At 42.3% G+C, this 26,934-nt stretch carries 20 protein-coding genes and 1 tRNA gene; 17 read left to right on the top strand and 4 right to left on the bottom strand.

Annotated elements, in window-relative coordinates; genetic code table 11:
- The 6 genes from AAEY93_RS18630 to AAEY93_RS18605 form a co-directional block, all read left to right on the top strand.
- The coding region (locus tag AAEY93_RS18630; RefSeq protein ID WP_502959566.1) for a DDE-type integrase/transposase/recombinase at nt 1-243 on the top strand (243 nt) is incomplete at its 5' end.
- A gap of 471 nt (nt 244-714) precedes the next feature.
- Nucleotides 715-1,731 carry a CDF family Co(II)/Ni(II) efflux transporter DmeF gene (dmeF, locus tag AAEY93_RS18625; RefSeq protein ID WP_351079013.1) on the top strand — a complete coding sequence of 339 codons (1,017 nt, stop codon included), beginning with the start codon at nt 715-717 and terminating at the stop codon, nt 1,729-1,731.
- 104 nt (nt 1,732-1,835) lie between these two features.
- Nucleotides 1,836-1,912, top strand: a tRNA-Trp gene (locus AAEY93_RS18620).
- A 187-nt stretch (nt 1,913-2,099) separates the two neighbouring features.
- A complete protein-coding gene (locus AAEY93_RS18615) occupies nt 2,100-3,086 on the top strand; it encodes an extracellular catalytic domain type 1 short-chain-length polyhydroxyalkanoate depolymerase (protein WP_351079010.1) in 987 nt (328 codons plus the stop codon).
- A 200-nt stretch (nt 3,087-3,286) separates the two neighbouring features.
- Nucleotides 3,287-5,566 carry a TonB-dependent receptor gene (locus AAEY93_RS18610; RefSeq protein WP_124693469.1) on the top strand — a complete coding sequence of 760 codons (2,280 nt, stop codon included), beginning with the start codon at nt 3,287-3,289 and terminating at the stop codon, nt 5,564-5,566.
- Nucleotides 5,567-5,735: 169 nt separating this feature from the next.
- Complete coding sequence (locus AAEY93_RS18605; protein ID WP_101034322.1) at nt 5,736-6,407, top strand: response regulator transcription factor; 672 nt, start codon at nt 5,736-5,738, stop codon at nt 6,405-6,407.
- A 103-nt stretch (nt 6,408-6,510) separates the two neighbouring features.
- Here AAEY93_RS18605 and AAEY93_RS18600 read toward each other — a convergent pair whose 3' ends face one another.
- Complete coding sequence (locus AAEY93_RS18600) at nt 6,511-10,017, bottom strand: hybrid sensor histidine kinase/response regulator (protein ID WP_351079006.1); 3,507 nt, start codon at nt 10,015-10,017, stop codon at nt 6,511-6,513.
- Between the two features lie 168 nt (nt 10,018-10,185).
- Between AAEY93_RS18600 and AAEY93_RS18595 the strand changes: the two genes are divergently transcribed.
- A complete protein-coding gene (locus tag AAEY93_RS18595; RefSeq protein WP_124012384.1) occupies nt 10,186-11,370 on the top strand; it encodes an MFS transporter in 1,185 nt (394 codons plus the stop codon).
- A complete protein-coding gene (locus AAEY93_RS18590) occupies nt 11,358-12,302 on the top strand; it encodes an alpha/beta hydrolase (RefSeq protein ID WP_124012383.1) in 945 nt (314 codons plus the stop codon). Before AAEY93_RS18595 ends, AAEY93_RS18590 begins: the two co-directional genes overlap by 13 nt.
- A 150-nt stretch (nt 12,303-12,452) precedes the next feature.
- Here AAEY93_RS18590 and AAEY93_RS18585 read toward each other — a convergent pair whose 3' ends face one another.
- Nucleotides 12,453-13,253 (bottom strand): 3-hydroxybutyrate dehydrogenase, encoded by an 801-nt coding sequence (locus tag AAEY93_RS18585; protein ID WP_124012382.1) that lies wholly within the window; start codon nt 13,251-13,253, stop codon nt 12,453-12,455.
- 613 nt (nt 13,254-13,866) lie between these two features.
- Between AAEY93_RS18585 and AAEY93_RS18580 the strand changes: the two genes are divergently transcribed.
- The gene (locus AAEY93_RS18580) at nt 13,867-13,995 is read left to right on the top strand and encodes a hypothetical protein (RefSeq protein ID WP_267898635.1); all 129 of its coding nucleotides are present in this window, start codon (nt 13,867-13,869) and stop codon (nt 13,993-13,995) included.
- Between the two features lie 241 nt (nt 13,996-14,236).
- Here AAEY93_RS18580 and AAEY93_RS18575 read toward each other — a convergent pair whose 3' ends face one another.
- Nucleotides 14,237-14,734, bottom strand: a complete 498-nt coding sequence (locus tag AAEY93_RS18575) for a helix-turn-helix transcriptional regulator (protein WP_101034327.1) — start codon at nt 14,732-14,734, stop codon at nt 14,237-14,239.
- Between the two features lie 191 nt (nt 14,735-14,925).
- Here AAEY93_RS18575 and AAEY93_RS18570 point away from each other — a divergent pair, with 191 nt between their 5' ends.
- The 5 genes from AAEY93_RS18570 (at nt 14,926) to AAEY93_RS18550 (ending at nt 21,113) form a co-directional block, all read left to right on the top strand.
- Nucleotides 14,926-16,167, top strand: coding sequence for a metal transporter (locus tag AAEY93_RS18570; protein ID WP_124012381.1), 1,242 nt, complete (start codon nt 14,926-14,928; stop codon nt 16,165-16,167).
- Entirely contained in the window at nt 16,164-17,195 is a 1,032-nt protein-coding gene (locus AAEY93_RS18565; protein ID WP_124012380.1) for an efflux RND transporter periplasmic adaptor subunit, read from the top strand. The genes AAEY93_RS18570 and AAEY93_RS18565 overlap by 4 nt, the downstream gene beginning before the upstream one ends.
- 1 nt (nt 17,196) lies before the next feature.
- Nucleotides 17,197-20,250 (top strand): efflux RND transporter permease subunit, encoded by a 3,054-nt coding sequence (locus AAEY93_RS18560; RefSeq protein WP_351078999.1) that lies wholly within the window; start codon nt 17,197-17,199, stop codon nt 20,248-20,250.
- Nucleotides 20,247-20,552 (top strand): DUF3240 family protein, encoded by a 306-nt coding sequence (locus AAEY93_RS18555; protein WP_101034331.1) that lies wholly within the window; start codon nt 20,247-20,249, stop codon nt 20,550-20,552. Before AAEY93_RS18560 ends, AAEY93_RS18555 begins: the two co-directional genes overlap by 4 nt.
- A gap of 123 nt (nt 20,553-20,675) precedes the next feature.
- Nucleotides 20,676-21,113, top strand: a complete 438-nt coding sequence (locus AAEY93_RS18550) for a copper resistance protein CopC (RefSeq protein WP_124012378.1) — start codon at nt 20,676-20,678, stop codon at nt 21,111-21,113.
- A 263-nt stretch (nt 21,114-21,376) separates the two neighbouring features.
- On the opposite strand, the gene AAEY93_RS18545 is transcribed toward AAEY93_RS18550, so the two are convergent.
- Nucleotides 21,377-22,273, bottom strand: a complete 897-nt coding sequence (locus AAEY93_RS18545; protein WP_351078995.1) for a LysR family transcriptional regulator — start codon at nt 22,271-22,273, stop codon at nt 21,377-21,379.
- Between the two features lie 98 nt (nt 22,274-22,371).
- Here AAEY93_RS18545 and AAEY93_RS18540 point away from each other — a divergent pair, with 98 nt between their 5' ends.
- From AAEY93_RS18540 to AAEY93_RS18530, 3 genes are all read left to right on the top strand, one after another.
- Nucleotides 22,372-23,958 (top strand): NADH-quinone oxidoreductase subunit L, encoded by a 1,587-nt coding sequence (locus tag AAEY93_RS18540; protein WP_351078992.1) that lies wholly within the window; start codon nt 22,372-22,374, stop codon nt 23,956-23,958.
- A gap of 2 nt (nt 23,959-23,960) precedes the next feature.
- Nucleotides 23,961-26,390 carry a YbcC family protein gene (locus AAEY93_RS18535; protein WP_351078989.1) on the top strand — a complete coding sequence of 810 codons (2,430 nt, stop codon included), beginning with the start codon at nt 23,961-23,963 and terminating at the stop codon, nt 26,388-26,390.
- Between the two features lie 345 nt (nt 26,391-26,735).
- Nucleotides 26,736-26,885, top strand: a complete 150-nt coding sequence (locus AAEY93_RS18530; protein ID WP_351078986.1) for a hypothetical protein — start codon at nt 26,736-26,738, stop codon at nt 26,883-26,885.
- Nucleotides 26,886-26,934: the final 49 nt, after the last annotated feature.

The raw sequence follows: 26,934 nt of genomic DNA, 5'->3' as shown, positions 1-26,934 counted from the left end.
TGGCTCTATTTAGCGGTGGTAATGGATTTATACGCGAGAAAGATAGTGGGTTGGGCGTGCTCTGACAGTCCTAATACCGATTTGACTTGTGCAGCATTAAGAATGGCATTTGAAAACCGTGGGCGTCCTAGAAACCTAGTGTTTCATTCTGACCTGAGTTGTCACTACACTAGCCTTCTGTGGAAATATCAGATAACTCGATGTATGAGCCGACGAGGAAACTGCTGGGGGAACGTTTTTTAGAAGCTTTAAAATAGAATGGATGCTAAGTATGGCTTCAATAGTTTTGATGAAACGAAGCATGATGTGCTGAATGATATACAGAAGCACTACGATACAAAACGAGGTCATAGTTATAACAATTATATGGCTCCAACAGCAACCGAAATGGCAGCATAAAAACGCCTGTTTGTGTACAGTTTTAGTTGACCACATTAGTTTGTGTACAGATTTAGATGACCCTGACTACTTCCTGCTAGAGACAGTTCCTCGACAGAGCCATTTGGTCACTTTCTTACGCCTATTAAAGTACAAAATACTAGATGAAAACGATTTTATTGCTTATCTTTTTAGTAAAAGGGGGATTATCAATAACAATAACGATTACTATTGTTATTTATGCTACAGGTGTATCACTTTCTATGGTTTGGGCTTGATAATTAATAGTAAATACATAAATAATGGAGTCTTAATTTCTCCTTCATAAATGCTGATATGACTCCTCAATCTCATCCTATAAAGCAATGGCAACATCATCATCAATTTAGTCATAATAACTCTGATGGTGAGCGAAATACTCTTTATGTTCTTATATTAACGATCATTACTATGTTAGCCGAGATTATTGCCGGCTCAATTTATGGATCTATGGCACTATTGGCCGATGGTTGGCATATGGGAACACATGCCGCAGCGTTCATGATCACCTTATTCGCGTATCGATACTCCCGTAAAAATGCTGATAATCCGAAATTTGCTTTTGGTACTGGGAAGGTGAGTGTATTAGGTGGTTTTACCAGTGCAATTGCTTTAGGTATGGTTGCGTTGATAATGTTGATTGAGTCTTTAGTTAGAATAATTAATCCAGAACAAATCTATTTTAACCAAGCTATCTTTGTTGCCTTTATTGGTCTTACAGTCAATATTGTCAGTGTATTTTTATTGAAAGATCATCATACCCATGATCATGATCATCATCACGCTGAACATGAACATGAACATGAACATGAACATGAACATGAACATGAACATGAACATAAAAGTCAGCCAAAACCTCATCATGACCATAATTTAAGAGCTGCATATTTCCATGTTCTTGCAGATGCTTTAACGTCAGTATTAGCTATAGTGGCGTTAGTCTTTGGTAAGTATATGGGACTCACTTTCTTAGATCCTGTAATGGGGATTGTCGGTGCGGTGATTATTACTCGTTGGGCATGGGGATTAATGAAACAAACTAGTCCAATCTTGCTTGATGGTTCAATATCATTACATCAGAAATCGCAAATTAAGCAATTTCTTGAACATGATGGTGTTATTGTTACCGACCTTCATATCTGGAAGGTCAGTGCTGAGCATTATGCTGCCATTGTTTCGATTTTGGTTCACAATGACATCAACGCTGTGCAAATAAAGCAACAACTTGAGCGTAAGTTTTCGCAGCTTAGCCATGTCACCGTTGAAATTAACCAATGTCTAGAACCAACATGTAACAACATCATCGACTCATAAACCAGTTAGAATGGCTAACTTGCCTGAAAAAACTGCAATTGAACGGTTTATTTAAAAAAGTACTTTACCTTTGGAGGGGGTTTTAGCATAATGCCCTCGTCAACAGGGGTGTAGTTCCAATTGGTAGAACAGCGGTCTCCAAAACCGATGGTTGCGAGTTCGAGTCTTGCCACCCCTGCCAAATTTAGAAGGCCTAGCAGAAATGCTAGGCCTTTGTCGTTTCTAATATACCCGTTTTCTAAACCTCTTTTCCCATTCCACTCGTATTATCCCGACCACACCGTTTAGAGTCATTCCAATATAATCTTTCTCCTATGTGGATCTAAAGTGCCATTGCAGTTTGCAGTAAAATTCAGCAAGTTATGATTATGACAAATTTGGAAACTGCTGAAATGAGAAATAAAAAATATGGTCTAACTATGCAGCTTCTTGCCCTGTGTTGGACCTTTTGGATGCTACCTGTTCAAGCCGCTGAGATGCCCTATGTCCCGCTAACAAGTTTTGGAGATAACCCAGGAGCCCTAACAAGCTTTTATCTCCCGGTTAGTGAAAACTTGAATGTTCCGCGTACTGGTAATGCTTCTTTGATTGTCTTACTTCATGGCTGTATTCAAGATGGCGTGGAACTGGCTAATAAAAGTGGATTGACCTCTTTAGCATTGGAAAATAATTTTGCGGTTTTAGTTCCACAACAAAGTTATCAAAATAATGTGAAACGTTGTTTTAACTGGTTTGCGAGTCAAGATACACAGCTTGATAGTGGCGAAATGCTGTCAATAAAAAATATGATTCTGGCTACTCAAGAGAAATTAGGTACAAAGCACGTATATGTGATCGGACTGTCTGCTGGCGGCGCTATGGCTAGTGCGGCACTCGTCAATTATCCAGACTTATTTCAAGGCGGCGCTGTTATTGCTGGGTTGCCATATCCTTGTGCCGATAATCTTATCAAAGCGATATCTTGTATGAAAAAAGGTCCGTCACAATCGGTTGAGGAATTAGCTCAATTTGCTAAAACAATACATCCTCTGCAAACTCGCTGGCCTTCATTAAGCATTTGGACTGGAGACAGGGACAATGTCGTCAACGCTAATAATGCGCAAATGTTAGCTTTTCAGTGGCAAATATTGACTCAATCTGACACTAACCCAACTGTCACAAATGAATCTGGCTACAGTATTTCTCGGTGGGAAAATGCTCAAAATAAGGCGTTAATAGAACTTATCACCATCAAAGATTTCGGACACGGAATTGCTGTCAATCCAGATATTAAACATGGTGGAGAAGAGAGTGACTTTCTACTCAGAGCGCCAATAAGTAGCGTTACTGAGATCATTAAGCTTTGGGGAGTTTAATTAAGGTATCTTGATAACTTTATGTTTTTAATATGTATTAGCTTAATATTTTTAGAATTTATAGACCAAAACACATACTACTATAGTACCGATTCAATGCTGTTGAAAATGCTATACAGTCAATATGTGAACAGTTAGTAGTAAACCAACACGAGTAGTAAACAAAACCATTAATAATAAATATTACCACGGGGATCTGTATGAAACAGAATACTATTAAAATGAGTTGTATTGCGTTAGCCATTTCGTCGGTATTAACTGCACAGTATGCCGTTGCTGCTGATGAAGAAAATAACAGCGGCGACAAGCAAGCTGTTTTAGAGCGCATTGAAGTGACTGCTCGTAAAACGGTTGAAAGTTTACAAAATGTTCCTGTTGCAGTGACCTCTGTCAGTGAAAGAGAACTGGCAGAAAACGGCATCAGCGTAATGACTGAAATTCAGCAGTTTTCTCCCAATACCACATTACAATCTAGCCGAGGCACTAATTCTACGCTTACCGCTTTTATTCGTGGCGTAGGTCAAGAAGATCCACTTTGGGGCTATGAGCCTGGTGTCGGTATATACATTGATGATATCTATATTGCTCGTCCGCAAGGTGCAGTGCTAGACATTCTTGATGTGGAGCGTATTGAGGTGCTTCGTGGGCCACAAGGCACGTTATACGGCAAAAACACTATCGGTGGTGCAATTAAATACGTCACAAAGAAAATGACCGGTGACGGAGAATTGAGCCTTAAAGGTACTGCAGGTAGCTTTGGTCAAAAGGATGTTAAAGTCGCAGGACAATTCCCCATTGTTGATGACAAGCTCTATGTTGGTTTCGCCTTTGCCAGCTTAAATCGAGATGGTTTTGGTGAATTTAAAACCTCAGCATTAGAGGGCCAAGATACTGAAAACTATAACAAGGACGTCATAGCGGGTCGCTTAAGCGTTGAATATACGCCTACCGATGACCTGTTTATGCGCTTTACCTATGATAAAACCCAAGATGAATCAAATTCAAAAGGTGGTTATCGCCTGCTGCCTAGTTTATTAACCGATGCCCCAGTGCCTGACAGTAAATATGACTCTTATACCAGTTTACCTACCTGGAATAAGGTGGAAACAGAAGGCTGGGGAGCAACCATTGAGTATAACCTCAATGAGAATTGGAGCGTAAAGTCAGTCACAGCCAAACGTGAAGGTTATTCGCCAACAAACATCGATTTTGATAATACCAGCCTACGTATTTTTGACGTCCCCGCCATTTATGAAGATGAGCAGTTTAGCCAAGAGTTCCAAGCAAACTATGTTGGTGACAATCTCAATGTCGTCTCAGGAATTTACTATTTTGACGGTGATTCTTGTGGTGTTTTCGATGCTATTTTAGAAGAAGCCTTTAAAGCGTTTGGAGGGTTAACGCGTGAAGTGAGTGGTTGTAACAATAGTGAAAGCTATGCCGCTTATGTGCAAGGCTCATATGATTTCACTGAACAATTATCAATGACATTAGGTGGCCGTTATACCCGTGAGACTAAAGAAGCCACGGTTTATAACGGGGTGATATTCGACAGCATTTATCCTCAAACTGGTTGGTATCCAGGGTTTGTGCGCGATGAAGCGTTAATTGAATCTCAAATACCTAAAGTGCTTGATGACGAAGAAACATGGTCTAAATTCAACCCACGTGTGGGTCTGGAATATCAAGTTAACGATGACATGATGCTGTTTACCAGTTACTCACAAGGATTCAAGTCGGGCACCTTCAACCCTAGGGCAACCGGAGCTGAACCTGCTGTAGACCCTGAAACGGTCGATTCCTATGAAATTGGTATCAAGAGTGAGTGGAATGATAATCTTCGTGTTAATGCAACCGTATTTTATCTCAACCATAAAGACAGACAATTTGTGACTGTATTACCCGGTGATGATGCTTCAGACCTCAATCAGCGTTTAGGCAACATTGGTAAGTCTACAGCCAGTGGACTAGAGCTTGAAGTTGAATATGCTGCAACAGATTCACTTAATTTATTCGCAAATCTTGGCTTAATTGACGCCACGTTTGATGAAGTGATTTCTTATGATGAATTTGGTACTAAAATTGATATAAGTGATACTTACACTATTACCAACACCCCAGATACCACAGCAAACCTTGGTTTTAGTTATAGTATTGAAGCCGGCGTGGGTAGTTTTATCATTAATGGTAATTACTATTACCGCAGTGACTATGACTTAGCGGTCGTGGATAACCTATTGAGCCAAGATGGATACGGATTGCTGAATTTTGGGGTGAATTGGTATAGCAATGACGGCCATTGGAATGCCGGTCTGCATTGGAAAAACGTCACTGATGAAGAGTATTTGGTTGGTAACTACGCTTTTGTCACGCCAACCGGCAACGGAGACTTTACGCCAGGACTTGGCGGCGATAACACCTTAATTGGTTATTATGGCGATCCGGAGACGATTTCGTTAACGGTTGGCTATATGTTCTAAGCGTTAATGAGTCAATTGCCTATTAAAGAATAGCCGGCTCACTATAGAACCGGTTATTCTTTTTATAGATGATGAAGTCTGCGTGTGTTGGACGATCAATAAATAATAATCAATAATCAATAATCAATAAATAATAAACAACACCAGCGCAATTTTTTAGGAGCCGACGATGTCTCAGATAAAAGTGGCAATTGCAGATGATCACCCGCTATTTCGTGCCGCTTTAACCCAAGCTGTACTTAAAAATTTCAATGATGCTGAAGTGTTAGAGGCTGAAAATTTTCCAGAGTTAATCTCCATCGTGGAGCAACATTCAGATATAGAGATTATCTTTATTGATTTGCATATGCCTGGAAACGATGGTTTTACAGGATTAACCTTATTACAAAATCACTTCCCAGATATTGTCGTTATTATGGTGTCTTCTGACGATCAACCCGAAATTATTCGCAAGGCGATCAATTTTGGCGCCAGTGCATTTATTCCTAAATCTGCTAATTTAACCCAAATATCGACCGCCATTGAAACCGTGCTTGAAGGGGGGATTTGGTTACCCGAACACACTAATATCAGCGCCGATCAACATACAGCCGCTGAGCATCAACGTCTGGCAAAACAATTAGCTCAGTTGACCCCCCAGCAATACACAGTGCTAGCCAATATTGCAAATGGCCGCTTAAATAAGCAAATTGCCTACGACTTAAACATTAAAGAAACCACCGTTAAAAAGCATGTTTCAGCTATTTTGCTAAAGCTTGAAGTGTACAATCGCACTCAGGCAGGGCTGGTGTTTCAACAATTAATGATCACTTCAACTGAAAATCGGCAGATAAATGCTTAATATTCTGATTTAGATTGAAAACCGTTAAATAAAATGCCGCAACGTGAGGCCTTTTTGTCTAAGCGATGTCTACAACAAGCAGCGTCTAAAAATGTACTCGTTATTATGGTGTCAGTTGTTTAATGATCCGTTTCAAGGCAATTGCCTTGAGCGGTTTACGTACAAAACTAAATTGAGCACTGCTCGTATGTTGTCGAACCGTTTCTGAGGGATCTGCGGAGCAAATAACACATGTGGTTTGCTTATTGGTCATTTCACTGTGGTTCGCCAATAAATATTGTACTAAATCGACACCATTTTTATCATCTTCTAAATGGTAGTCTGCAATGATTAATCTTGGTTGTGGATTATCCGCCAGTTGCTGTATTGCGCTAGATTGATCTTTGGCTGTAATCACATGACATCCCCAACCACTCAATAATGACGAGATTGCCTTTAGCATGAGATCATCATTGTCGATAACGAGCACAATAATATTAAAGCTGTCGCTATTGATCTCATCTTCGACGGGGATGTTTAGTAAATTAACAGACTTTTTTTGTTGTGAGACACGGGGTATTTCAACACTGAAGCAAGTTCCTTTACCGACTTCAGAATGCAGTGATATTTTAATATCCAATAAGTTTGCTATACGATCGCATATCGCCAAGCCCAGACCTAAACCTGGAATTTCACGTGTGAGTTCTAAGCGTTCAAACTCGCAAAAAATTGCCTGTCGTTTATCAACAGGAATTCCAGGTCCATTGTCCCAAACTTGTATTAACAAAGCGTTCTCAAGTCGCCTGACACCTAATAAAACCTTAGGGACAAAATCGGCGTTCTCAATGGCCTCTTTTGCCTTATTGCCTGACTTAGTATCTTGAAGCGCTGGTTGGTGCTTGGTGTTACCTGAAGGGGAATAATGAAACGCATTAGACAAAAAGTTTTGAATAATTCGGCGTAATAGCCTTTGATCGCTGTGGACGAAACAGGAAGAGACCTGGTAATTAAAATCAATGCCTTGTTGAACCGATAACGCCTTAAATTCATTGACCAATGTTGAGAGTATATCATCAATTGCAAATTGACTTTTTTCGGTTTTTAACGAGTTACTGTCTAAGCGAGATATTTCAACAAGGTCTGATAGCAAACTTTCTACTACGTTTAATGAGTCTTCGATATGAGTGGCTAAATCCTGAAGTTCGGTTGATTTGACTCTTTGCTTCAGCATCTCAGTAAATAATGTTAACGCATTAAAGGGTTGCATTAAATCATGACTTGCAGCGGCCAAAAATCGTGTTTTACTGCTATTGGCCGCTTCTGCTTCTGCTTTTGCTTTTTCAAGTTCTTTGGTGCGGCTTTCTACCCGTTTTTCGAGTGTATCATTAGCAAGTTGTAAGGCTTTTTCTGCTTCAATATGGGCAGTAATATCAGAAAACGTACTGACAAACCCACCGCCGGGCATTGCTTGGCCGCGAATTTCTAGCACTTTTCCGTCAAGCATGATGCGTTGAAAATGATGTGGACTGCCACTGCGCATATGATCTAAGCGCTTTTCAACTAGCTCGTGGGCAGCGTCGCCGACAATGATCCCCCTGTCGATGTTAAATCTAATCAGTTGCTCAATGTGTAGTCCCGCTTTTACAAAATCTTTTGGGTAATCGAGCAGTTCAATATAGCGCTGATTCCAAGCGACTAAACGCATATCGGCGTCTACAACGCTAATGCCTTGCTCAATATTTTCAACGCCCGATTGCAGCAGTTCGCGGTTAAATTCAAAGATTTGGCTCGCTTCATCGACAATGCTAACCACATCTTCTAGTGGCACGTATTGGCTGCGAGAAGCAGCGCTCATCACCATTCTAGTCGATGCAGAACCGAGTACGCCTGATAGTTTTAGGCGAGTGTAATCAACAAGTTGTTGCTGCTGATCTTTACCGCTGAGCTTTTTGGATTCTGCTAGCAGGGTATCGGCTTCATCTTTATTAATAAAACGATTTAATAAACTGGCTAAATCATCTATAGATAAGTGACGTTCTGACTGAACTTGTTTTCTGTTAACAAATAAATCGGCTTGTAAAACCTCGCCAACGCTTTGCTCTTTAAACAGTGAAATGACCACAAAGCAGCCGATGTTAGCCGCTAAACTGTAAAATACACCGTGGCTGATATTGTCCAAATGGGTTAATCCAAACAATGCAGTTGGCGTTAACCAAGTTATATCAAATAAACCAAAGTTAACCCATAGTGCATCAGGAAATGTAACGGGCAAAAGTAGGGTATAAAGCCAGACAATACTTCCCATCATTAAACCAATGAATGCCCCTTGGGTTGTTGCATTTCGCCAATATAAGGCGCCTACAGCGGCTGGCGCAAATTGAGATAACAGCACAAATGATAGTAAGCCAATACTGGCTAAATGATTTTGCTGATTGATAAAACGTTCAAATGCAAAGGCCGATAGTAAGATTACGGCGATAGATATACGGCGTAAATTTAATAAGATTCCTGATAATTGCGGGGTTTGTTGAGAGTTAAATTTTGGTAGACGTAACAGTAATGGGGTTAAAATTTCTGTCGAAATCATGGTGCTAAGCACAATAGCTGCCACAATAACCATTGCAGTGGCTGCAGCCAGTCCACCGATGTAAACCAATATTCCCAACCAAGCTTGCTGATAAAATAGCGGTAACGTCAGTACATAAGTATCTGCACCCACGCTGCCACCGGGGAAGCTAAGTTGTCCGGCTAATGCGATAGGTAATACAAAAATATTGATCAGTAATAGATATAACGGCACCATCCAGCGAGCCGATTTAAGTTCGTTGTCATGATTATTTTCAATCATCATCATGTGAAACTCTTGCGGCAACGCATAGATAGTAATCGCGCCCAAAATAACCTGTGATACCACAAGATAAGTGGAGTCTGATTGGGTGGTTTCTTTGATGTTTTGACTTTGAGTTAGCAAGTCGCCAAAACCATCGAAAACATAAAACGTGGCAAATATGCCCACGGCGGTAAGGGCAAATAATTTCACGATAGAACTAAACGCGATGGCAAGTACTAAGCCTTGATTGTGCTTACTGGCGGAGAGTTGGCGTGTGCCGAATAAGATACTAAAGATAATTAATACAATAGTGACCACAAATGCCGTGCTAATCCCAGACTGAAACGTGCCAGTAAGTAGATCGAAACTGGTACTGATAGCTCTTAACTGCAATGCAATATAAGGAATGGTCCCAAGCAGTGACACAATGGCGACGCTGGCGGCAATTTTAGGCGAGCGGTCAAAGCGACAGGCAATAAAGTCGGCAATAGAGGTGAGGTTCTGGCTTTTGATTATTTGTAACGTCCGCATTAGCATTGGCCAAGCAAGTACTAAACAAATGATCGAACCTATGTAAATGGGAGCAAGCCATGCCCCTGTTGTGGCAGCTTGCCCGACAGTGCCATAAAATGCCCACGAAGTGCAGCATACACCTAAGGATAAGCTATAGACCCATGGCTTTTGGCTTAACTTTTTTATAGCGCGACTTTGCCCCCACTGTGCGACCACAAATAGCATCGCAAGATAAGCAATCGAAATTGAACTGATCAACCAAGTATCAATAGATAACCAAGCCTGCAAGATATTCCCCAATGATTTTTATTTTATATCCTTGCGAAACTACACTAGACATCCTGTTTGATAAAGATTTTTAATATCGCGGTGCACTAAGGTAGTACTTATTTATCCATACCCATCAGATAACATGATTAAACTACATTAGTGTCATTTAAGGTACACATTACGCCTATGAAAATAACCCATAGATATTTGGTAGAAGGCCTGGTTTTTACGAGTTATGTTCTCTTTGCCATGGCATGGGTAGGAGGCACTGCCAGCATGAACAGCATCATGGCATCGATGCAAATTGATAGCTTAGCTTCAGCAAGCTTTATCAGTGGTGCTGTCACTCTGGCTAAGATAGTGGGCACATTTGGCGCCGCTTATGTGGCGGTGAAGTGCGGGATAAAGTATGCATTTTTACTCGCGGCGCTATTAATTGTTATCGGAATAGTGACACCTTTTGCGACTAATTATGAATTACTTCTGGCCAGCCGTTTTCTAATGGGCTTAGGTGGGGCCTTCATGATTGTGTACTTCAACCCAATAGTGATGCTGTGGTTTTCGCCTGAAGATCGCCCGGTTATTAATGGTCTCAATGCGGTGGCATTTAACGTAGGTACTGCAATTATTTTATGGGGAATGACCAGTATTAACTCTCTCACTGGCAGTTGGCAAAACAGCTTGGTGTTGTTTTCTGCCGCTAGCTTGGTACTTGCAATGCTGTGGCTACTGGTTAAGTTTGAAACGCCATCGCCCGCTAACCATGTATCTGGTTCAGAGCCGGCAATATATGGTTATCTAGAAGGGTTAAAAGATAAATTTAATTGGGCTTATGCTTTTACCTATTCAGGACTGCTTTCTTTTTACATTTGTTTATTTACTTTCTATCCTCAAGCGGGAATAAGTCAAAGCAAATGGGTGATTGGTTTTGGTATTGTCGGCACTATTGCAGGAATGTTTTATAGTCGCAAAAACCCGTTACGCTTGCCTATTCTTCGCTGGAGTGGGTTGATTATTGTTATCACCGTTTTCGGTTTATCTTTTAGTCCCGAGTCTTGGTTGCAAACGTTATGTGCAATAGTGTTGGGCTTTTTTATCTTTTTCCCGGTGACTGCATTAGTGTCCATTCCTCACGAGCTCCCTAAGATGACAGGCCAAAAAATTACTGTGGTTTTTAGCCTATTTTGGTCAATCAGTTATCTTGTTTCTACTATCGTGTTGTGGGTATTTGGTAAGCTTGTTGATTTAAGCGATGGTAGCTATTTTAGCTCATTTGTGATGATCACCTTACTCAGTGGCACTGTGTTTGTAGGCAGTTATTTTCTACCAGAAACCGGAAAACCAAAGGAGTTAATATTATGCGAGGAATAGTATCCCCCAAACTCACTGATTTTCTAGCCTTAGCGAACAGTAATATCGCCTTGGCTAAGCAAAATAATGTGCAATTTACGCCGACAATATTACGTGAAAACTTAAACAAACTTGGCGCGTTAATGAGTGACTCGCCATCGGTGAGCTATATTGCCGACGAAGCGCTTACGTTAACCGATCGTACCATTCCGGTTAGAGTTTATAGTCCTGCACCAGAGCTGCCTTTGCCTGTGTTAGTGCATTTTCATGGTGGTGGCCATATGTGTGGCAGTGTGGCGCTGTACGATCCTATTTGCCGTCACCTTGCCAGTATTGCGCAGTGCGTGGTGATATCTGTCGAGTATCGACTTGCACCTGAATATCCTTATCCTGCTGGGGTTGAAGATTGTGAATATGCATTAATACATTACGCGCAGTTACTCAATGATGTTAACCATCAAGACTCAGTCACCATTATTGGTGACAGTGCGGGTGGTGCTATTTGCACCAGTTTAAGCATGAAAAGCTTAACCGATAAACGGATTCATATAGACCAACAAATTCTGATTTACCCCAGTGTCGATTACACATTAACTAGCCCATCACTTGATAGTAATGGCTGTGGATTTTTACTCGAGACTAGCCGCATCAAATGGTATTTTGAGCAGTATTTCAAGCAGTCCGATCAACGCTCTGATCAAATCAAACAGGCTTCACCTTTACTTGGCACCATTAACGCTAACTTACCTAAGACACTCATTTTTACTGCAGGTTGTGATCCGCTCAGAGATGAGGGCATAGCCTATGCGAAGGCTCTGAGCGCGGCAGGTGTGGATGTTGAGCATTATTCGTTTGACGGCATGATCCATGCCTATATGTTACTGCACGATTTGGTTAAACAAGAGTGCATGACAACCTATCAGCGCATCGCTGAGTTTATGGCCAAGGCCTAACTCATATTTTAAGCAACACTATCATCTTGGCTAGTACATCGATTGGCAAGGTCTGTGTCTCGGCAAATAAAACAACCCGTATTCGCACACAGCGAATACGGGTTGAATTTTTTGCTAAATACTAACGTTTAAACATAAGGTTAGCTAAGCTTATTGTGCCGTCCAAGCGCCGTCCATCGGAAGTGCTGAACCTGTAATGCCTCTTGCTGCATTGCCACAAAGGAATAACACGAACTCACCTATTTCTCTGGGGATTAACATTTCTGGTAATGGCTGCTTGGAGGTCACCAGCTGGTATTTTGCATCTTCATAACTCAAGCTTTTATCCGTTGCGATGGTGTCAATTTGCTTACTGATAAGCGGCGTATCAACCCATCCAGGACAAATTGCGTTAACGGTAATACCTTGCTCTGCACATTCAATCGCGACCACTTTTGTTAATCCAATAATCCCATGCTTTGCTGCGCAATAGGCCACTTTATTCGCTGAGGCGACTAAACCATGGACTGAGGCAATATTGATGATCCGTCCCCACTTTTTTTTAGCCATTAAAGGCACGACTTTTTGAATGGTATGAAAAGCGGAGGATAAGTTAATCGCGATGATGTCATTCCATTTTTCTATCGGAAAATTAGTGACATCTTGTGTATGTTGAATTCCAGCATTGTTGACCAAAATATCGATACTCCCTAAGGCATTAACCGCATTATTGATAAACTCATGTATGCAGTTAGCATCTCTTAAGTCCGCATTGCTAAAAAAAGTGTTTATTTGGTACTGAGCTGCAAATTCAGAGGCTAAAGAGAGTCCATCATCTTGGTCCATCAGCCCATGTAACACGATATGACAACCCTGCTCTGCAAGCACGTGGGCAGTCGCCAGACCAATACCGCTAGTTGAGCCAGTAATAAGCGCCACTTTCCCTTTTAGTCCTGTTTGTAACGTCGACATAGTATCCGTTCCTCAATTCTATAGCGGCAATGACAGCATATGTGATCACCCACAGTTAATGTTTCATAGCGAAATTGTATTCACTACAATCCGGTTTAGTACTCTCAGGTTTAGTACTTTCAGGTTTAGTACTTTCAGATTTAGTACCTCAGAGTAAAGCAATTACAGGACTATTTATTTGGCACCTTAGTACCATAGGAACGGTTACATTTTTCGGTAATTGTTATTAACCTCAGATCGGGATAATAAAAGGGTCATCAAACAGTCTTTTATCCCGCTAACTGTGTTGCATTAACTTGCAATAGGCTTGTTATTGACACGCCAATGCGCCTTGCTAGTAAAACAAATAACAAGTTTGATATGGAATAGGTCAACTATTTTGATTTTGGCTTACTTATCCGACCGCTTAACCAACCTTGTGGTTAATTAGTACGATTTGCTGGTTAATCTTCAAAATAGAGCGCTTTATGTGTGGATTTAATAAGGTCGTTGACAGCTACGCCGCAGCATTAGCAGTACGTTAAGTTGGTATAACCATCATTACGGGGGGTCTTGGATTATGTGGTATTCCTGAAAATATTATCAAAGAGTTCAAACCATCGGCACTGAAAATATGACCTTAGTGTCCAATAATGACCGCACAACCGATTATGGATTGGGGCTATTACGTCTTGATAAACAGAGAAAGAAAATCATTGCTTACTATGTCGGTGAGAATGTGGGTGAAAATGCCAATTTTTAAGCTCAAATGATGGGGGGGAGAATTTGACGTTTAATTAACACCTACAGACTGGTAAGGCCTAGGAATACTAGACACATTCGTTGAAAAATGACAGTCTCTGGGAATCCCGCTTTCTCTTTCTCTTTCTCAGTAAAAACTGATCTATCGCTATGTCTACGTTATCCGTTGAGCCAATAATAAAATGTAGCAGTGAGCACACAGGTAGACGTTACGTCTTACACCGAGTCCAGATCTTAAGTCTTTAGTCTTGAATAAAATCTTCCATAAACCAAGCACTGAAAGTGTGGCGGCCATCGACTTCAGCTTTACTATAAATCGTTGAGGCTTGTTGACGAACCGTTTTTTCTTTTGTTAGTCGCACTTCGGCAATCTCTTTAAAACTGAGCCCTTTTAACAATAAAAGGGCAACCTGCTGCTCACTTTTTGTAAAACCCCAAGTATCAAATTGAATGGCAATCGTTTGACTATATTCTTGTCTGGCTGCGCGCATTTTGCTCGACATGTTATTGATCTGTTTGTCAGCGTTTGCGAGTTTGAACCCCAGCGCTTTTACTTGGCGAGAACTGCGTATGAGGTCGTAACCTAAATAGATACTCCCCACTATGGTAAGCAATACCAAAATACTCTCTTGCGCTATATGCCAAGCAGGGATCTCGAGCTGCAAGTCAGCGATGATGTCAAACAGCTTAAACAGCGTTATCAGCAGTAATAATACAATAATGGCTACATCTTTTTTCATGGCAGAGATCCTGAAACGAATAAGTAATACAAATTAACTAAAAATGATGCTTATTAATTTAATTCAATAAAATCAGTTATCTAATTTATGGTACATATGTACTATACCCATCATTATGATACATATTCCCCATGTATTCTAGGGGGGTAACCGTTACAATCTGTATACATTTGGGGTAAAAGAAATTACTTATGTCTGCGGTTAAGTTTAGTTTCAAAATATGTCTTTTAATTACTTTAGCTAGCGGTATTTTTAGCCATGTCGCTTTTAGCAATGAACTGCCACAACTTGTGCAAATAAGCCAAGCTAGGTTAAAAGCGACACAACTCAATGGCACGCCACTCAATGATGGTCGTGGTGTAGAGTTGAGCAGTTCGACTTGGTTGTCAGGCTTACCCATTATTAGTTTAAGTTACCTTAGCGACCTTGATAATAATAACATTTACGAGCAAGAGGTATCGCTCAATCTACCGATGAAATCATTGAGTTTGCACAGCAGCGATAAACAGCTAAGACAGTTGACGCAAGCTTTGCAAGGCCAACAAGTAGCGTTACAAAAATTGTACTTATCTGGATTGCTCAGACAAAGCATGTGGGACCATCGCATTGCATCGGTCAAGCTTAGTCAGCTGAATCGTAAAGCCAGTTTACTCGAAAAATTATATGCTCAGCAAAAGCAACTTTCCGATGTTGGAGAGTTACCTGTGGTGAATTTATTACTGCTCGAGCGTGAGCGCGTTGATATTGATTTAGCCCAGATTGATCTTAAGCAGCAACAAGCTGAGGCGCTTTCTCTTTTTCGTTCGTTAACTGGCCTTAACGAAATGCCCCAGAAAATAGAAGAAGACGGCCATGAAATCTCTCAACTTGAAACCAATAACTTTGATGCGATTCACGTGGCGTTAATGCAGCATCCATTGTGGCAATTGCAATCTTTGCAACAGCAACAACAGTTGTTAATGATTAAAAGTCAGCAAGCAGGAGAGCAAGATCCCTGGACACTGTCATTGACCGCAAAAGAAACCGCTGGCGATCAATTTAATGACCAACATTTAGGGCTCGGAATTAGCGTGCCACTGGGCTTTGGCTCGGCGTTATCACAAAGTGAGCTGTCCATTTGGCAAAAAGACCATCAAGAACAAAGTCTAAACAGTGAACGCATCTACCTTGAATTAAAAACTCAAACAGAAAAGCTTGCAATGCAACAGCAAAGTCTCCGCCAACAGCAGCAGTTGTTGCAGCGCGGGCTGACGCTAAGCCGAACCATTACTGAACATTTAGCAAAAGTGAAAGATCAAAATCAAATTGGCTATGAAATCTGGCTGCGCCGCTATATGGATGCGCTTGATACCGAATCGCAATTAGCGCTTAACCAAGTCTCTCAGCAACAACTTCACTCTCAGCAACTGCAAGCCTTAGGAATTTCATTATGATGGCCAAGTTTGGTGCCAGCTTTTTATGTATATCAATCTGTTTCTCAGCCAGTTTCGCGTCCGCGGAGTCGATATCACTTGCCGAATTGGGTAGCTTAGAACTGAGCTATATTCAGCCTCGAAAAGTGGCCAGTTATGAAGGTAGCTCTCTGCCAGCACAAATAGAGCGCTTACCCGGTAATGATTATTGGGTCAGTACACCTGAAAATATCCAACAAGTGACGTTTTTAGTGGGCCAGGGGCAAATTGTCACCAAAGGCCGGGCGATTGTAAGATTGACCGGGCCTGAAGTGTTTCATTTTCTGGCTCAAATAGAGGCGGCTAAAAGTCTTTATCAACTTGCTAAACAGCGTTATGACCGCAACAAGCCGCTATTAAACAATGGCAGTATTAGCACGGATAAGTGGCGCGAGATCAGTCAAGACTATTTCAGTACTCACCTTGAATACGAGCATATGCAACATTTTATGGAGATGGTGCAAAGCATCGATGCTGATACAGAATCGTTAGTGGTGATGGCACCCGTTGCAGGCATAGTCAATCTTAATCATCTCAATAGCCCTTATACCGCTGGCGCCCAGTTATTTTCGCTGGTACCCACCGACAGTATTAGGGTTAAGGTGAATGTGCCCATGAGTCAATCAACCTCATTATCGGCGGTTAACATTAATCAGTGTCATATTGCGATAGATGAAGTATCGGCCATTGCGGATGGTGTGTTTTTAACTGCATGGTCAATGCCGGTACCTCAAGAGTGTAACCTACTGTTAGGGCAGCAAATCACCGCGATACCTGAGTATCAAAAAGCCGTGTATCTGTTACCCAAAAATAGCGTATTTAGTTGGCAACAAGAGAGCCAAATCTTTATACAAACAACGCAAACATTGTCCGCGCTCAGTATCGATATTTTAGGCTCTACCCCTGATGAATATATTGTTGCTAGTGATCAAGACTTAAGCCAAATACAAGTGTTATCTCAATCTGTTGCTGCTGTTAAAGGAATATTACTTGGCTTAGGAGGCGAATAATATGCTCGCTTCCGTGATCCGTTTTTCGCTCACTCAGCGCCTGTTCGTGCTTATTGTGGCGCTGATATTAATGTTAGCTGGCGCTCGCGCTTGGTTTTTTATTCCGCTGGATGCGTTTCCTGATATTTCACCGACCCAAGTGAAAATCATCCTAAAAGCACCGGGCATGACCCCTGAAGAAATTGAAGCTCAAATTACCGTGCCTATCGAAACTGAGTTATTAGGTATACCGAATCAGGCTATTTTACGCTCAACGACCAAGTACGCCATCAGCGACATTACCTTGGATTTTATCGAAGGGACTGATATCTATTGGGCAAGACAGCAGGTGAGCGAGCGACTAGCCGCGGTGTGGGACAGTTTTCCAGAGGGCGTATCGGGTGGTGTTGCACCTATGAGTACGCCATTGAGTGAGATTTTTATGTTCACTCTGGAAAACCCTAATTTATCTTTAATGGAACGCAGGCAGTTACTGGAATGGGAAGTTCGCCCACTGCTGCGCACCGTTGCTGGGGTCGCCGATGTCAATATTTTGGGCGGTTATACTAAGAGCTTTAGCATTAATCCCAATCCTTCAGCGATGGCCGCCGCCGGGGTGAGTTTTGCCTCATTACAACAAGCGATTATTGATAATAACCATAATGAAGGCGCCGGCAAGCTCACTATTGGCACCGATACTATTATCGTCCGCGCTGAAGGGCGCATTGATGATATTGATGAACTTAAGCAATTGGTGATTAAGGCCGATGACGCCAAGGTGTATCGCCTTAGGGACTTGGCTGACATTCAAATTGGCCATCTGGCTCGTTATGGCGCCGTGACCAAAGACGGTGAAGAGGCTGCTGAGGCATTAATTATTGCCCTTAAAGATGCCAATACTGCCCAAGTGGTCAGCAGCATTAAAGACAAGCTTGAACAGATAAGCGTAACGTTACCTGAAGGCAGTGTGATTAATACCTTTTATGATCGCGCTAATCTAATTAATACCGCCATCAATACTATTTCAAGTGCATTGTTTGAAGCTGTGCTGTTAGTCATTGTGCTATTGGCTCTGTTTTTAGGTAATGTCCGCGCCGCTTTGGTGGTGTCATTGTCTTTGCCTCTCGCTGCATTGATGACTTTTTTGATGATGGATCTATTCAATCTTTCTGCCAATCTGATGAGCTTGGGGGGATTAGTGATTGCCATTGGTATGTTGGTTGATTCTTCAGTGGTGGTGGTTGAAAACATGGTCAACCTGATTGCGACTAAGCAACGTTTACCGCGCTTACATCTTATTTATCGTGCCACTAAAGATGTCGCCATTCCTGTGGTGTCTGGCACTGTGATTGTAATGATAGTGTTCTCGCCGTTACTGACGTTAACAGGGCTTGAGGGCAAATTGTTTACTCCTGTTGCGGTGACAATCGTGTTCGCCATGTTGTCGGCATTGGTGTTATCGCTCACCGTCATTCCGGTAGTTGCCTCTTATCTTGTTAATGAAAAGGCCGCCCAAGAACCCAAGGCCATTGAAAAACTCAAAGCCGCCTACCTCAGCAGCCTTAAAAGTACCTTTAATCATAAAAAGCCTTTTATGATCATCGCGTTCGTCTTACTCATTGTCAGCTTAGGCTTGTTTAGCTTAGTGGGTAAAACCTTTATGCCCACCTTAGATGAAGGTGACATCATTTTACAGCTAGAAAAATCGCCTTCTATCTCGCTTGAGGCCTCTATTGCGATTGATAAGCAAATTCAGCAGACCTTGCTTGCTGCAGTTCCTGAGATTAAGCAGATGGTTGCTCGCACCGGAGCCGATGAAATTGGTTTAGATCCTATGGGCCTTAATGAGACCGATGTATTTCTGGAGCTTGCTCCACGGGATGAATGGCGATTTGATCATAAAGAGCAATTAATTGAGGCGATTCGCAGCGAGCTGCTTAATTTTCCTGGGGTGAATTTTAACTTTACCCAGCCTATCCAGATGCGCGTCTCGGAAATGCTTACCGGCAGTATTGGTGATGTGGCCATTAAGGTATTTGGCACCGATATTGATACTCTTGGGCAATTAACCGCTCAGATAGAGCAGTTGGTCAGTGCCACGAGCGGCAGTATTGATGTCAAAATGTCGATGATTGAAGGCAGTCCTTTTATCAATTTAACCTTAGATAACGAATTGGCTCGCGGTTTTGGCATGAGTACCATGGAGTTTGCTCGTTACCTCAAGAGTCAACTCGAAGGGGTGGTTGTCACCGAAGTGCTACAAGGTAAGAAGCGCACGCCAGTATTGATAGCCAATAATCAAAGTGGCTTAAGTAGCATTCATGAACTGCAAAATCAGTTGCTGGTGATGCCGGATCATTCACTGAAGCGCATTACCGATGTGGCCAAGTTAAGCTACAAAGAAGGACCGATTTTAATTGAACGAGAGCAAGGCGATCGTTTCTCGGTTATCACTACTAACGTGCAGGGACGCGATATCGTCAGTTTTGTAGAAGAGCTCAACGCTAAAATTACCGCCGAGATCAAGTTTCCTAGCGGATACAGTGTCAGCTTTGGTGGCGAGTTTGAAAACCAACAACGTGCGACCAATAATTTACTGCTGGTTATCCCAATAGCGATTGCATTAATTACGCTAATCTTGTTCACCACTTTTGGCTCACTGGCTAAAGCCGGTTTGATCCTCGCTAACGTGCCGTTTGCCATGATGGGTGGTATTGTGAGCTTATATTTTTCCGGTGAATATCTATCTGTACCAGCATCTGTCGGTTTTATTGCACTGCTTGGCGTGGCGGTACTCAATGGCGTGGTGATGGTGAGTTATTATGAGCAGACCAAACATCTATTCAGTGGTTTATTGGCACGAGTAGAGCAGGGCGCTGCCAGGCGTTTACGGCCAATCTTGATGACGGCCACCACAGCGATGTTTGGGTTAATGCCGCTGGTATTTGCTTCTGGACCGGGTGCTGAAATCCAAAAACCTTTAGCCATTGTGGTCATAGGTGGTTTGTTAACATCAACCATCACAACACTTTATTTATTGCCCATCCTTTATTACTGGCTGGAGAAACGTCGATGATCACCGAGCAACTGTTAGTGCTGATCGCCCAAAATGATATCAAGGATGATATCGTCGATACCTTAATTGAGCTTGATTTCTTGTCAGGTTTTAGCCTAGGTAATATCTGTGGTTTTAGTCGCGAGCACAGCCACTTTAATATTAAGGAGCAAGTTGAAGGTTACCGGGAGTTTTGTAAATTTGAAATTATGCATCCGCTTGAGCAGCAACAGGCATTATTGAGCGCCCTCGCTGTTGTGTGTAAAAACAATCCTTGTCGTTACTGGATCACGCCAATCGTACATAGCGGTACTTTATGTTAGCAGACAGTCAGTTGTTATATGAGTTAGAGGCTACTGCCGTAGCCTGTTGGAATTTCGAAGCTAGTATGCAACGGGTTTTACAGTCTGATTATCATTATTTAGCTAAATGATAAGGCGTTACAAATGACATTTTATAACTGTTTCGGACTATTTTTATTGACGATGTTGGCCACTAACCGCGTTTCTGCCAATGAGCTAAGCCCAAATGATCGCACCGTAACTGATCGTAGTGTAGCCGTAGAGTTCATTATGGCTCCTGCGAGTATAATGAAGATTTCATTCGATGAGGCCGTTATCTTAACGTCAATGACTATTAAGGATAACGACGGTTACCTGATTAACTTAGGTGTTCAAGTCCCTAAGGGTGAACATAAGGCATTTTCTTTTGAGATCCCCAAACTTGCTCCCGCTGACTATCTCATTTTATGGCGGATCCACAACCATGATAATTCAATTCAACAGGGGGATGTAACGTTAACAATACCAGATGATGACATCTATCCTCGACCATCAACCAAAACGCACAAATACGGAATATTGCATAAAAAGTTGCATCATTAGCCCACGGGGATGACCTTATCACTATCGACTATCGACTATCGACTATCGACTATCGACTATCGACTATGAGCCAAGGGCTACGAGCCAACAAAATGTTAGTTAAGCGCCAGCGCCTAAACGGATGTTATGTTTGCCGATAAAGTTAAGTAAGCGTGCCAATATCGTTAGGTGCGCTGGATTGACGATCGTCATTTATCAATGCTTGATGGCAATCTTATTGGCCGCGGTGGTCGTCATATACCGGGCGTTTGTATTGCTATCCGTTAATTGCTGACTTCAGTGTCTATATGTTGTTTTAACAGTGCTAATAACACCTCTGGGACAAACTTTCGTTGGGTCGTAATGGCATAGAAATTCTCGTACACATTGGGTAAGCGTTGATACACTTCTAAAATACCCTGTTCAATTTCATCTTTAACGACGACAGGCGGTAGCACTACCAATGCGCCACTGTCTCGGGCTAAAAGGCGAAGCATTGCCATGTCATCGGCTTCTGCTTGCACATCTGGTTGATATTGCCAGGTTGCACAAAAGGAGTTAAATGCAGCCCTAATTTCACTGTTCTTACCGGGCAATACCCAACGCATGTCCTGATAACCATTAGGAAAACTGTCGTTAATCACCTTGACTTTTGGGCCAACAATCGCCAGGGGCTGACGGGAGACTAGTTGGGTTTGCCATAATGGATCTTTTTTATCGACACTGATCGGTCGATTGGTTAGCACCAAATCAAGTTCATGATTAGCGAGTCCGTTTAAGAGATTACTCATTCCTTTAGCTGTTAAAGAAAAACTCACATCCGCATTAGCAAGTAACGGGCTGATAAAACTCTCTACAAAATTTCGTGATAACGTGGTTAATACTCCGATAGATAAATGCTGCTTTTCACTGATGCTGCCTTTACGTAAAAATGACTCAAGCTCTTCGCCTTTGCTAAATATATCGTTAGCATATGCCAACACACGATGGCCATGAGCGGTTAGGATCAGGCGCCGACCTCTTCGCTCAAACAAGTTAACATTCATGTTGTGTTCAAATTGCTTAATTTGGGCCGACAATGCGGACTGTGAAATATGCAGGTCTTTGGCGACGTGGGTCAGGTTACCCACAACCGCTACGCGCCAAAAATAGTAAAGATGATGATAATTAAGACGGCTCATTAATAGTTAACCAAAACAGAACGTTTTATTAGTTTATATATGTTTTTATTAAAGATATAGCTCTGACATACTCTTACGACTAAAAGAAGAGGCTGTTTATGAATATAGCGTTATCATCCGTTTTTTTGTTAAGTATTCCAATCACGTTAATTTTTGCTAGCGGGTGGAGTGGTCGTGCTAGTTTAAAAAATAAAGCGACATGGTTAGTTAACGTAAGTGGCCTTATTGTGTTGCTCTTTATGGCTGCATTAGCTGCGATACTGGGCTTACCTAGTCTAGACGCTGATGCGCAATACATTAGCCAATCAAAGCTAAGCTTAGTGATGATGGGGCTGGTGGTATTTATGAGTGTCATCTTAATTGCATTTTCTCGCAATTACATGGCGGGCGAACCCCGTGGCGGTACTTATTGGCACTGGCTACTTAATACCCTTGCCGCTGTTTCGTTGGTGGTTATTAGCAACCACTTGCTATTGTTCTGGTTGGGTTGGGTATCGATTAGCTTAGCTTTGCATAAGCTGTTAACTTTTTATCCTGAACGTCCTCGTGCAGCGCTTGCTGCCCATAAAAAATTCTTATTAGCACGAACCGCAGAAATGTCGTTAATGGCTGCGATTATTTTGTTGTATCAGCAGCATGGTACGTTATTGATAAGTGACTTAGTGGCTCACTTTAATGCCGTTGCTATAGACAATAGTGTGCAACTTACCACCGTTGATCATATTGCTGCAGTACTCATCGCGGTAACGGCCTTGATTAAATGCGCGCAATTACCCGTTCACGGCTGGTTAATGCAGGTTGTAGAAGCGCCAACACCTGTCAGTGCATTACTGCACGCTGGGGTCATTAACTTAGGTGGATTTTTGCTGATTTTATTTGGCCCTTTGTTTATTCAATCTGCCGTTGCCCAGTGGTTAGTGATTATTGTTGCTGGATTCACCACGGTTATCGCCGCATTGATCATGGCCACTCGAATTAGTGTAAAGGTACGCTTAGCTTGGTCAACGAGTGCGCAAATGGGCTTGATGTTAGTTGAATGTGCATTGGGTTTATTTGAATTAGCATTAGTGCATTTACTCACTCATTCAGTCTATAAAGCGTATGCATTTTTGAACTCTGGGAGCGCAGTGTATCAAGACATGCAACGTCGTCTTGCGCCAGCGGCCAATCCTAACCTGATAGATTGGATAGTGGCAGCAGTCTTTTCTACCCTCATTGTATCGGTGGCAGTAATGGCATTGGACTATCAAGGTGTATGGAGTGTTTGGCTGTTGTTAGTTTTGGCCCTGACGATGTTAATTGCCCAACGTCATAGTGAGCGTTTACGCAGCAGCATTATGCCCGTCTTGCTATTAACCATCTTATTGGTGCTCAGTTACAGCGGGTTTAAGTGGGTGTTTGGCGAAATTGTTACCACCTCGCCAGCATTGCAGGTTGAGGCTTTTAGTGCGGTTGATATTGTCGCGATACTGTTATTTGTCAGCTTGTTTGTTCTGAGTTGGATGCTGCGATATCAGCTACATAAACCGGCACTGCAGCACTTGTATATCGATTTGTTTGCCGGTTTATATTTAGATGAGTGGCTGACACGACTGACGTTAAAAGTGTGGCCTGTGCGGTTGCCTGTGCGCACCAACATTAAGGTTTTAGACAGCACCAAAGCCACTAAAATTGAGGAGTTATAAGCATGAATGTCGCGATTAAATCAACCTCGGTGGGGCAGCTGACTGAAACCCAAAAGGCACTATTGACCACTGCGGGTCAGAAAATAGCACCCACATGGCCGCTCGATCAAATGATTGCCGTTAATCCCTTTTGGCAAATGCGTGACCAGCCAATCGAACAGGTCTCAGCGCGAGTCTCTGCACTTGATCGGGTTGAGTGTTTAATGCCAAAAGCTCATTATCGCCATTTATATGCACAAGGCGAAATCAGCCAAGATGCGTTGCAATTAGCGGCTGAGCAACAAGGCATCGCGATGTCCGTCGAGCAACTCGCGATCTTTCTTAACCAAGAAGATGATCTTGCTCACTGGCATAATATTGCCGATTTATTGGATAACCAACGTGACCAGCACAAGATGGCATGGCGTGATGAAATTATTCATCAAATTAGTCAGTTTTGCGCTGCATACTATCAACAATTGCGCCCTATTTTTCCTGCTAGCGATATTTCAGCTCCGGCAGATTTATATCGTCACTGGCTCGATATGACACGTCGTGACCGAGGGATCAGTATTATTATGGATGAACCCGGTTTGCAGCAGTATTTTCAGCAATTGCCACCAGATGCTGAGACTTTGCTCGCTGAGGCGGTTGATGAACTGGGTGTTGATGACACTGTGATAGAAGATTATGCCCATGCATTGCTACTCGATATTAATGGTTGGGCGTCTTGGGTTGCTTATTTGCGCTGGCAAGGTGACTTACATGCAAAACCCTGCGATGAAATGTTGCAACTACTCGCGATCCGTATGGCTTGGGAATTGGTCATTTGGCGCTATTTAAAGGCACAACAAACAGATAGTTTCGCTCAATTAGCTGCACTTTGGTTAGGTGAAAAAGACCAATTAGCGCTTTTAGTTGAGCAACATGAGCAAGTACAGAAACCCCTTTGGGTGTGGGCAAAGGCCGCTGAGTTGAGTTATCAAGCTTGGCTTAACACTCAGTTAATCAATGCTAAAAAACAGCTGATGACAACATCAAGGCTACAAGCGGCATTTTGCATTGATGTGCGTTCAGAGGTGATACGTCGAGCGTTAGAAAATCAAAGTGATGACATTCAAACAATAGGGTTTGCCGGTTTCTTTGGTTTACCTTTAGAGTATCAACCGCACGATAGTGAACTGTCTCGACCTCAGTTACCGGGATTGTTAAAGCCGGTTATACAAGTGTCTGAATGGCGTGATACCCAAACGCAAGTCGATACGCTCAATATAAAGGCGCGGTGGCAAACATGGTCACAAGCTGCCCCTTCGGCATTTTCTATGGTGGAATCCATGGGATGGCTTTATGCCTTTAAGATGCTAAAAAGGTCATTTTTTGCTACACAAACTGATCATCCTGTTAATGCGCTGACCCATCAAAAAAGCTGGCTGCTGCGAAAAAATGCTCAGGTACTATCAGTAACCGATAAAGCCGAACTGGCAAAAGGCATTCTACATGCGATGGGACTAGACCAGTTTGCCGCTACCGTGCTGCTGGTTGGGCATGGCAGCCATACAAGCAACAATTTGCATGCAGCAGGTTTAGATTGTGGTGCCTGTGGTGGGCAATCTGGTGAAGTGAATGTGCGTGTTTTAGCCCAATTGCTCAATGATCAAGAGGTACGTAAGGTATTGACAGAATTAGGTATTACGATCCCCGCGGCGACACGGTTTGTGGCTGCACTGCATAACACCACCACGGATCATATTGATTGTTTTGATACCAAACTCGATCAGACCGTCGCGTCATGGCTACAAGCGGCTACCGAAACAGCACAACGAGAACGTATCGTGCAAATCGCCCCGAGTTTGGCTAACAGCAGTGCAGCTGTGCTGGACCGATTTTATACTCAACGCAGTCATGACTGGTCTCAAGTGCGTCCCGAGTGGGGACTGGCAAACAATGCCGCCTTTATTGTTGCACCTCGGTGTTGGACCAGAAATATCAATCTACAAGGTCGTAGTTTTTTACATGACTATCAGTGGCAAAATGATGATGGCTTTGCGGTATTAGAATTAATTATGACGGCGCCCATGGTCGTAACCAATTGGATTAATATGCAATATAACGCATCGGTCAGCGATAATTTGAAATATGGTTGTGGCAATAAGTTATTACATAACGCAGTAGCAGGTCATATTGGGGTGTTTGAAGGTAATGGGGGCGATTTACGCATTGGCTTGTCGATGCAGTCGTTGCATGATGGTGAAAAATGGATGCACCAGCCACAGCGTTTAGCGGTTTATTTAGCCGCACCGCGGCAACCTATCGAACAAATCACCGCAAAACATGACAATGTTCGTTGGCTGATAGATAACCAATGGTTGTATCTGCTGCGCTGGTCAGATGAAGGCTTGATAGAACGTTATTACCAAGGCCAATGGTTACCCCAAGAGACTGACAAGACATAAGCTATTTATCACGTTTAGATCAGTGTGAAGCCAAAGGTATTGATATTATTCAATCGATTTATAGGTGTGTTTGAGGTGCTTGAAAACTCGGTAGCGATGCCAAGACTAACAGACGTAGCACGAGAGTCGTGTATTTTCGATTCAACTTGCGACTCATCTATGGGCCAACATAGAAGCAACCTGAGTGCTGAGAGAGGTTTTTACGTGCGGTTTTATGCTAATACCAACCTGAATTTGATTGCTATTAATTAAACCGTATACCAACAAAGCTTGATGTTAAATTACCATACAACCTCGTTTACTTAGCTGTTATGCTTAACACAGTATCCTTGTTTTGAGAGTCCGATGGATAAATTTGCTTATTTAGATGCGATGAATATTACTCGCTGGCTTAGTGCCGATAAACCGTTAAAGCCTTACTTAGTGTTACATGATCTTGATGCCGATTTGTCTGATCAAACATTCATTAACATGCCTATGCAGTTGGCTCAGTAAGAATGTATTGGCGTGTGAATGATTGCCAAATTTAACAATCTGTTAGGTA

Origin of the sequence: Shewanella sp. CAL98-MNA-CIBAN-0140, from assembly GCF_040309905.1 — a bacterium.
Taxonomy (GTDB): Bacteria; Pseudomonadota; Gammaproteobacteria; order Enterobacterales; family Shewanellaceae; genus Shewanella; species Shewanella psychromarinicola.
Note: the sequence above shows the minus strand (reverse complement) of the source record. Positions and strands in the feature narration are given on the sequence as shown.

Bases quoted from the DNA above. Each gene is read 5' to 3' on its own strand.
- dmeF (WP_351079013.1), top strand. From the start codon at position 715: ATGACTCCTCAATCTCATCCTATAAAGCAATGGCAACATCATCATCAA.
- AAEY93_RS18615 (WP_351079010.1), top strand. From the start codon at position 2,100: ATGACAAATTTGGAAACTGCTGAAATGAGAAATAAAAAATATGGTCTA.
- AAEY93_RS18610 (WP_124693469.1), top strand. From the start codon at position 3,287: ATGAAACAGAATACTATTAAAATGAGTTGTATTGCGTTAGCCATTTCG.
- AAEY93_RS18605 (WP_101034322.1), top strand. From the start codon at position 5,736: ATGTCTCAGATAAAAGTGGCAATTGCAGATGATCACCCGCTATTTCGT.
- AAEY93_RS18595 (WP_124012384.1), top strand. From the start codon at position 10,186: ATGAAAATAACCCATAGATATTTGGTAGAAGGCCTGGTTTTTACGAGT.
- AAEY93_RS18590 (WP_124012383.1), top strand. From the start codon at position 11,358: ATGCGAGGAATAGTATCCCCCAAACTCACTGATTTTCTAGCCTTAGCG.
- AAEY93_RS18585 (WP_124012382.1), bottom strand. From the start codon at position 13,253: ATGTCGACGTTACAAACAGGACTAAAAGGGAAAGTGGCGCTTATTACT.
- AAEY93_RS18580 (WP_267898635.1), top strand. From the start codon at position 13,867: ATGACCTTAGTGTCCAATAATGACCGCACAACCGATTATGGATTGGGG.
- AAEY93_RS18575 (WP_101034327.1), bottom strand. From the start codon at position 14,734: ATGAAAAAAGATGTAGCCATTATTGTATTATTACTGCTGATAACGCTG.
- AAEY93_RS18570 (WP_124012381.1), top strand. From the start codon at position 14,926: ATGTCTGCGGTTAAGTTTAGTTTCAAAATATGTCTTTTAATTACTTTA.
- AAEY93_RS18565 (WP_124012380.1), top strand. From the start codon at position 16,164: ATGATGGCCAAGTTTGGTGCCAGCTTTTTATGTATATCAATCTGTTTC.
- AAEY93_RS18560 (WP_351078999.1), top strand. From the start codon at position 17,197: ATGCTCGCTTCCGTGATCCGTTTTTCGCTCACTCAGCGCCTGTTCGTG.
- AAEY93_RS18555 (WP_101034331.1), top strand. From the start codon at position 20,247: ATGATCACCGAGCAACTGTTAGTGCTGATCGCCCAAAATGATATCAAG.
- AAEY93_RS18550 (WP_124012378.1), top strand. From the start codon at position 20,676: ATGACATTTTATAACTGTTTCGGACTATTTTTATTGACGATGTTGGCC.
- AAEY93_RS18545 (WP_351078995.1), bottom strand. From the start codon at position 22,273: ATGAGCCGTCTTAATTATCATCATCTTTACTATTTTTGGCGCGTAGCG.
- AAEY93_RS18540 (WP_351078992.1), top strand. From the start codon at position 22,372: ATGAATATAGCGTTATCATCCGTTTTTTTGTTAAGTATTCCAATCACG.
- AAEY93_RS18535 (WP_351078989.1), top strand. From the start codon at position 23,961: ATGAATGTCGCGATTAAATCAACCTCGGTGGGGCAGCTGACTGAAACC.
- AAEY93_RS18530 (WP_351078986.1), top strand. From the start codon at position 26,736: ATGGATAAATTTGCTTATTTAGATGCGATGAATATTACTCGCTGGCTT.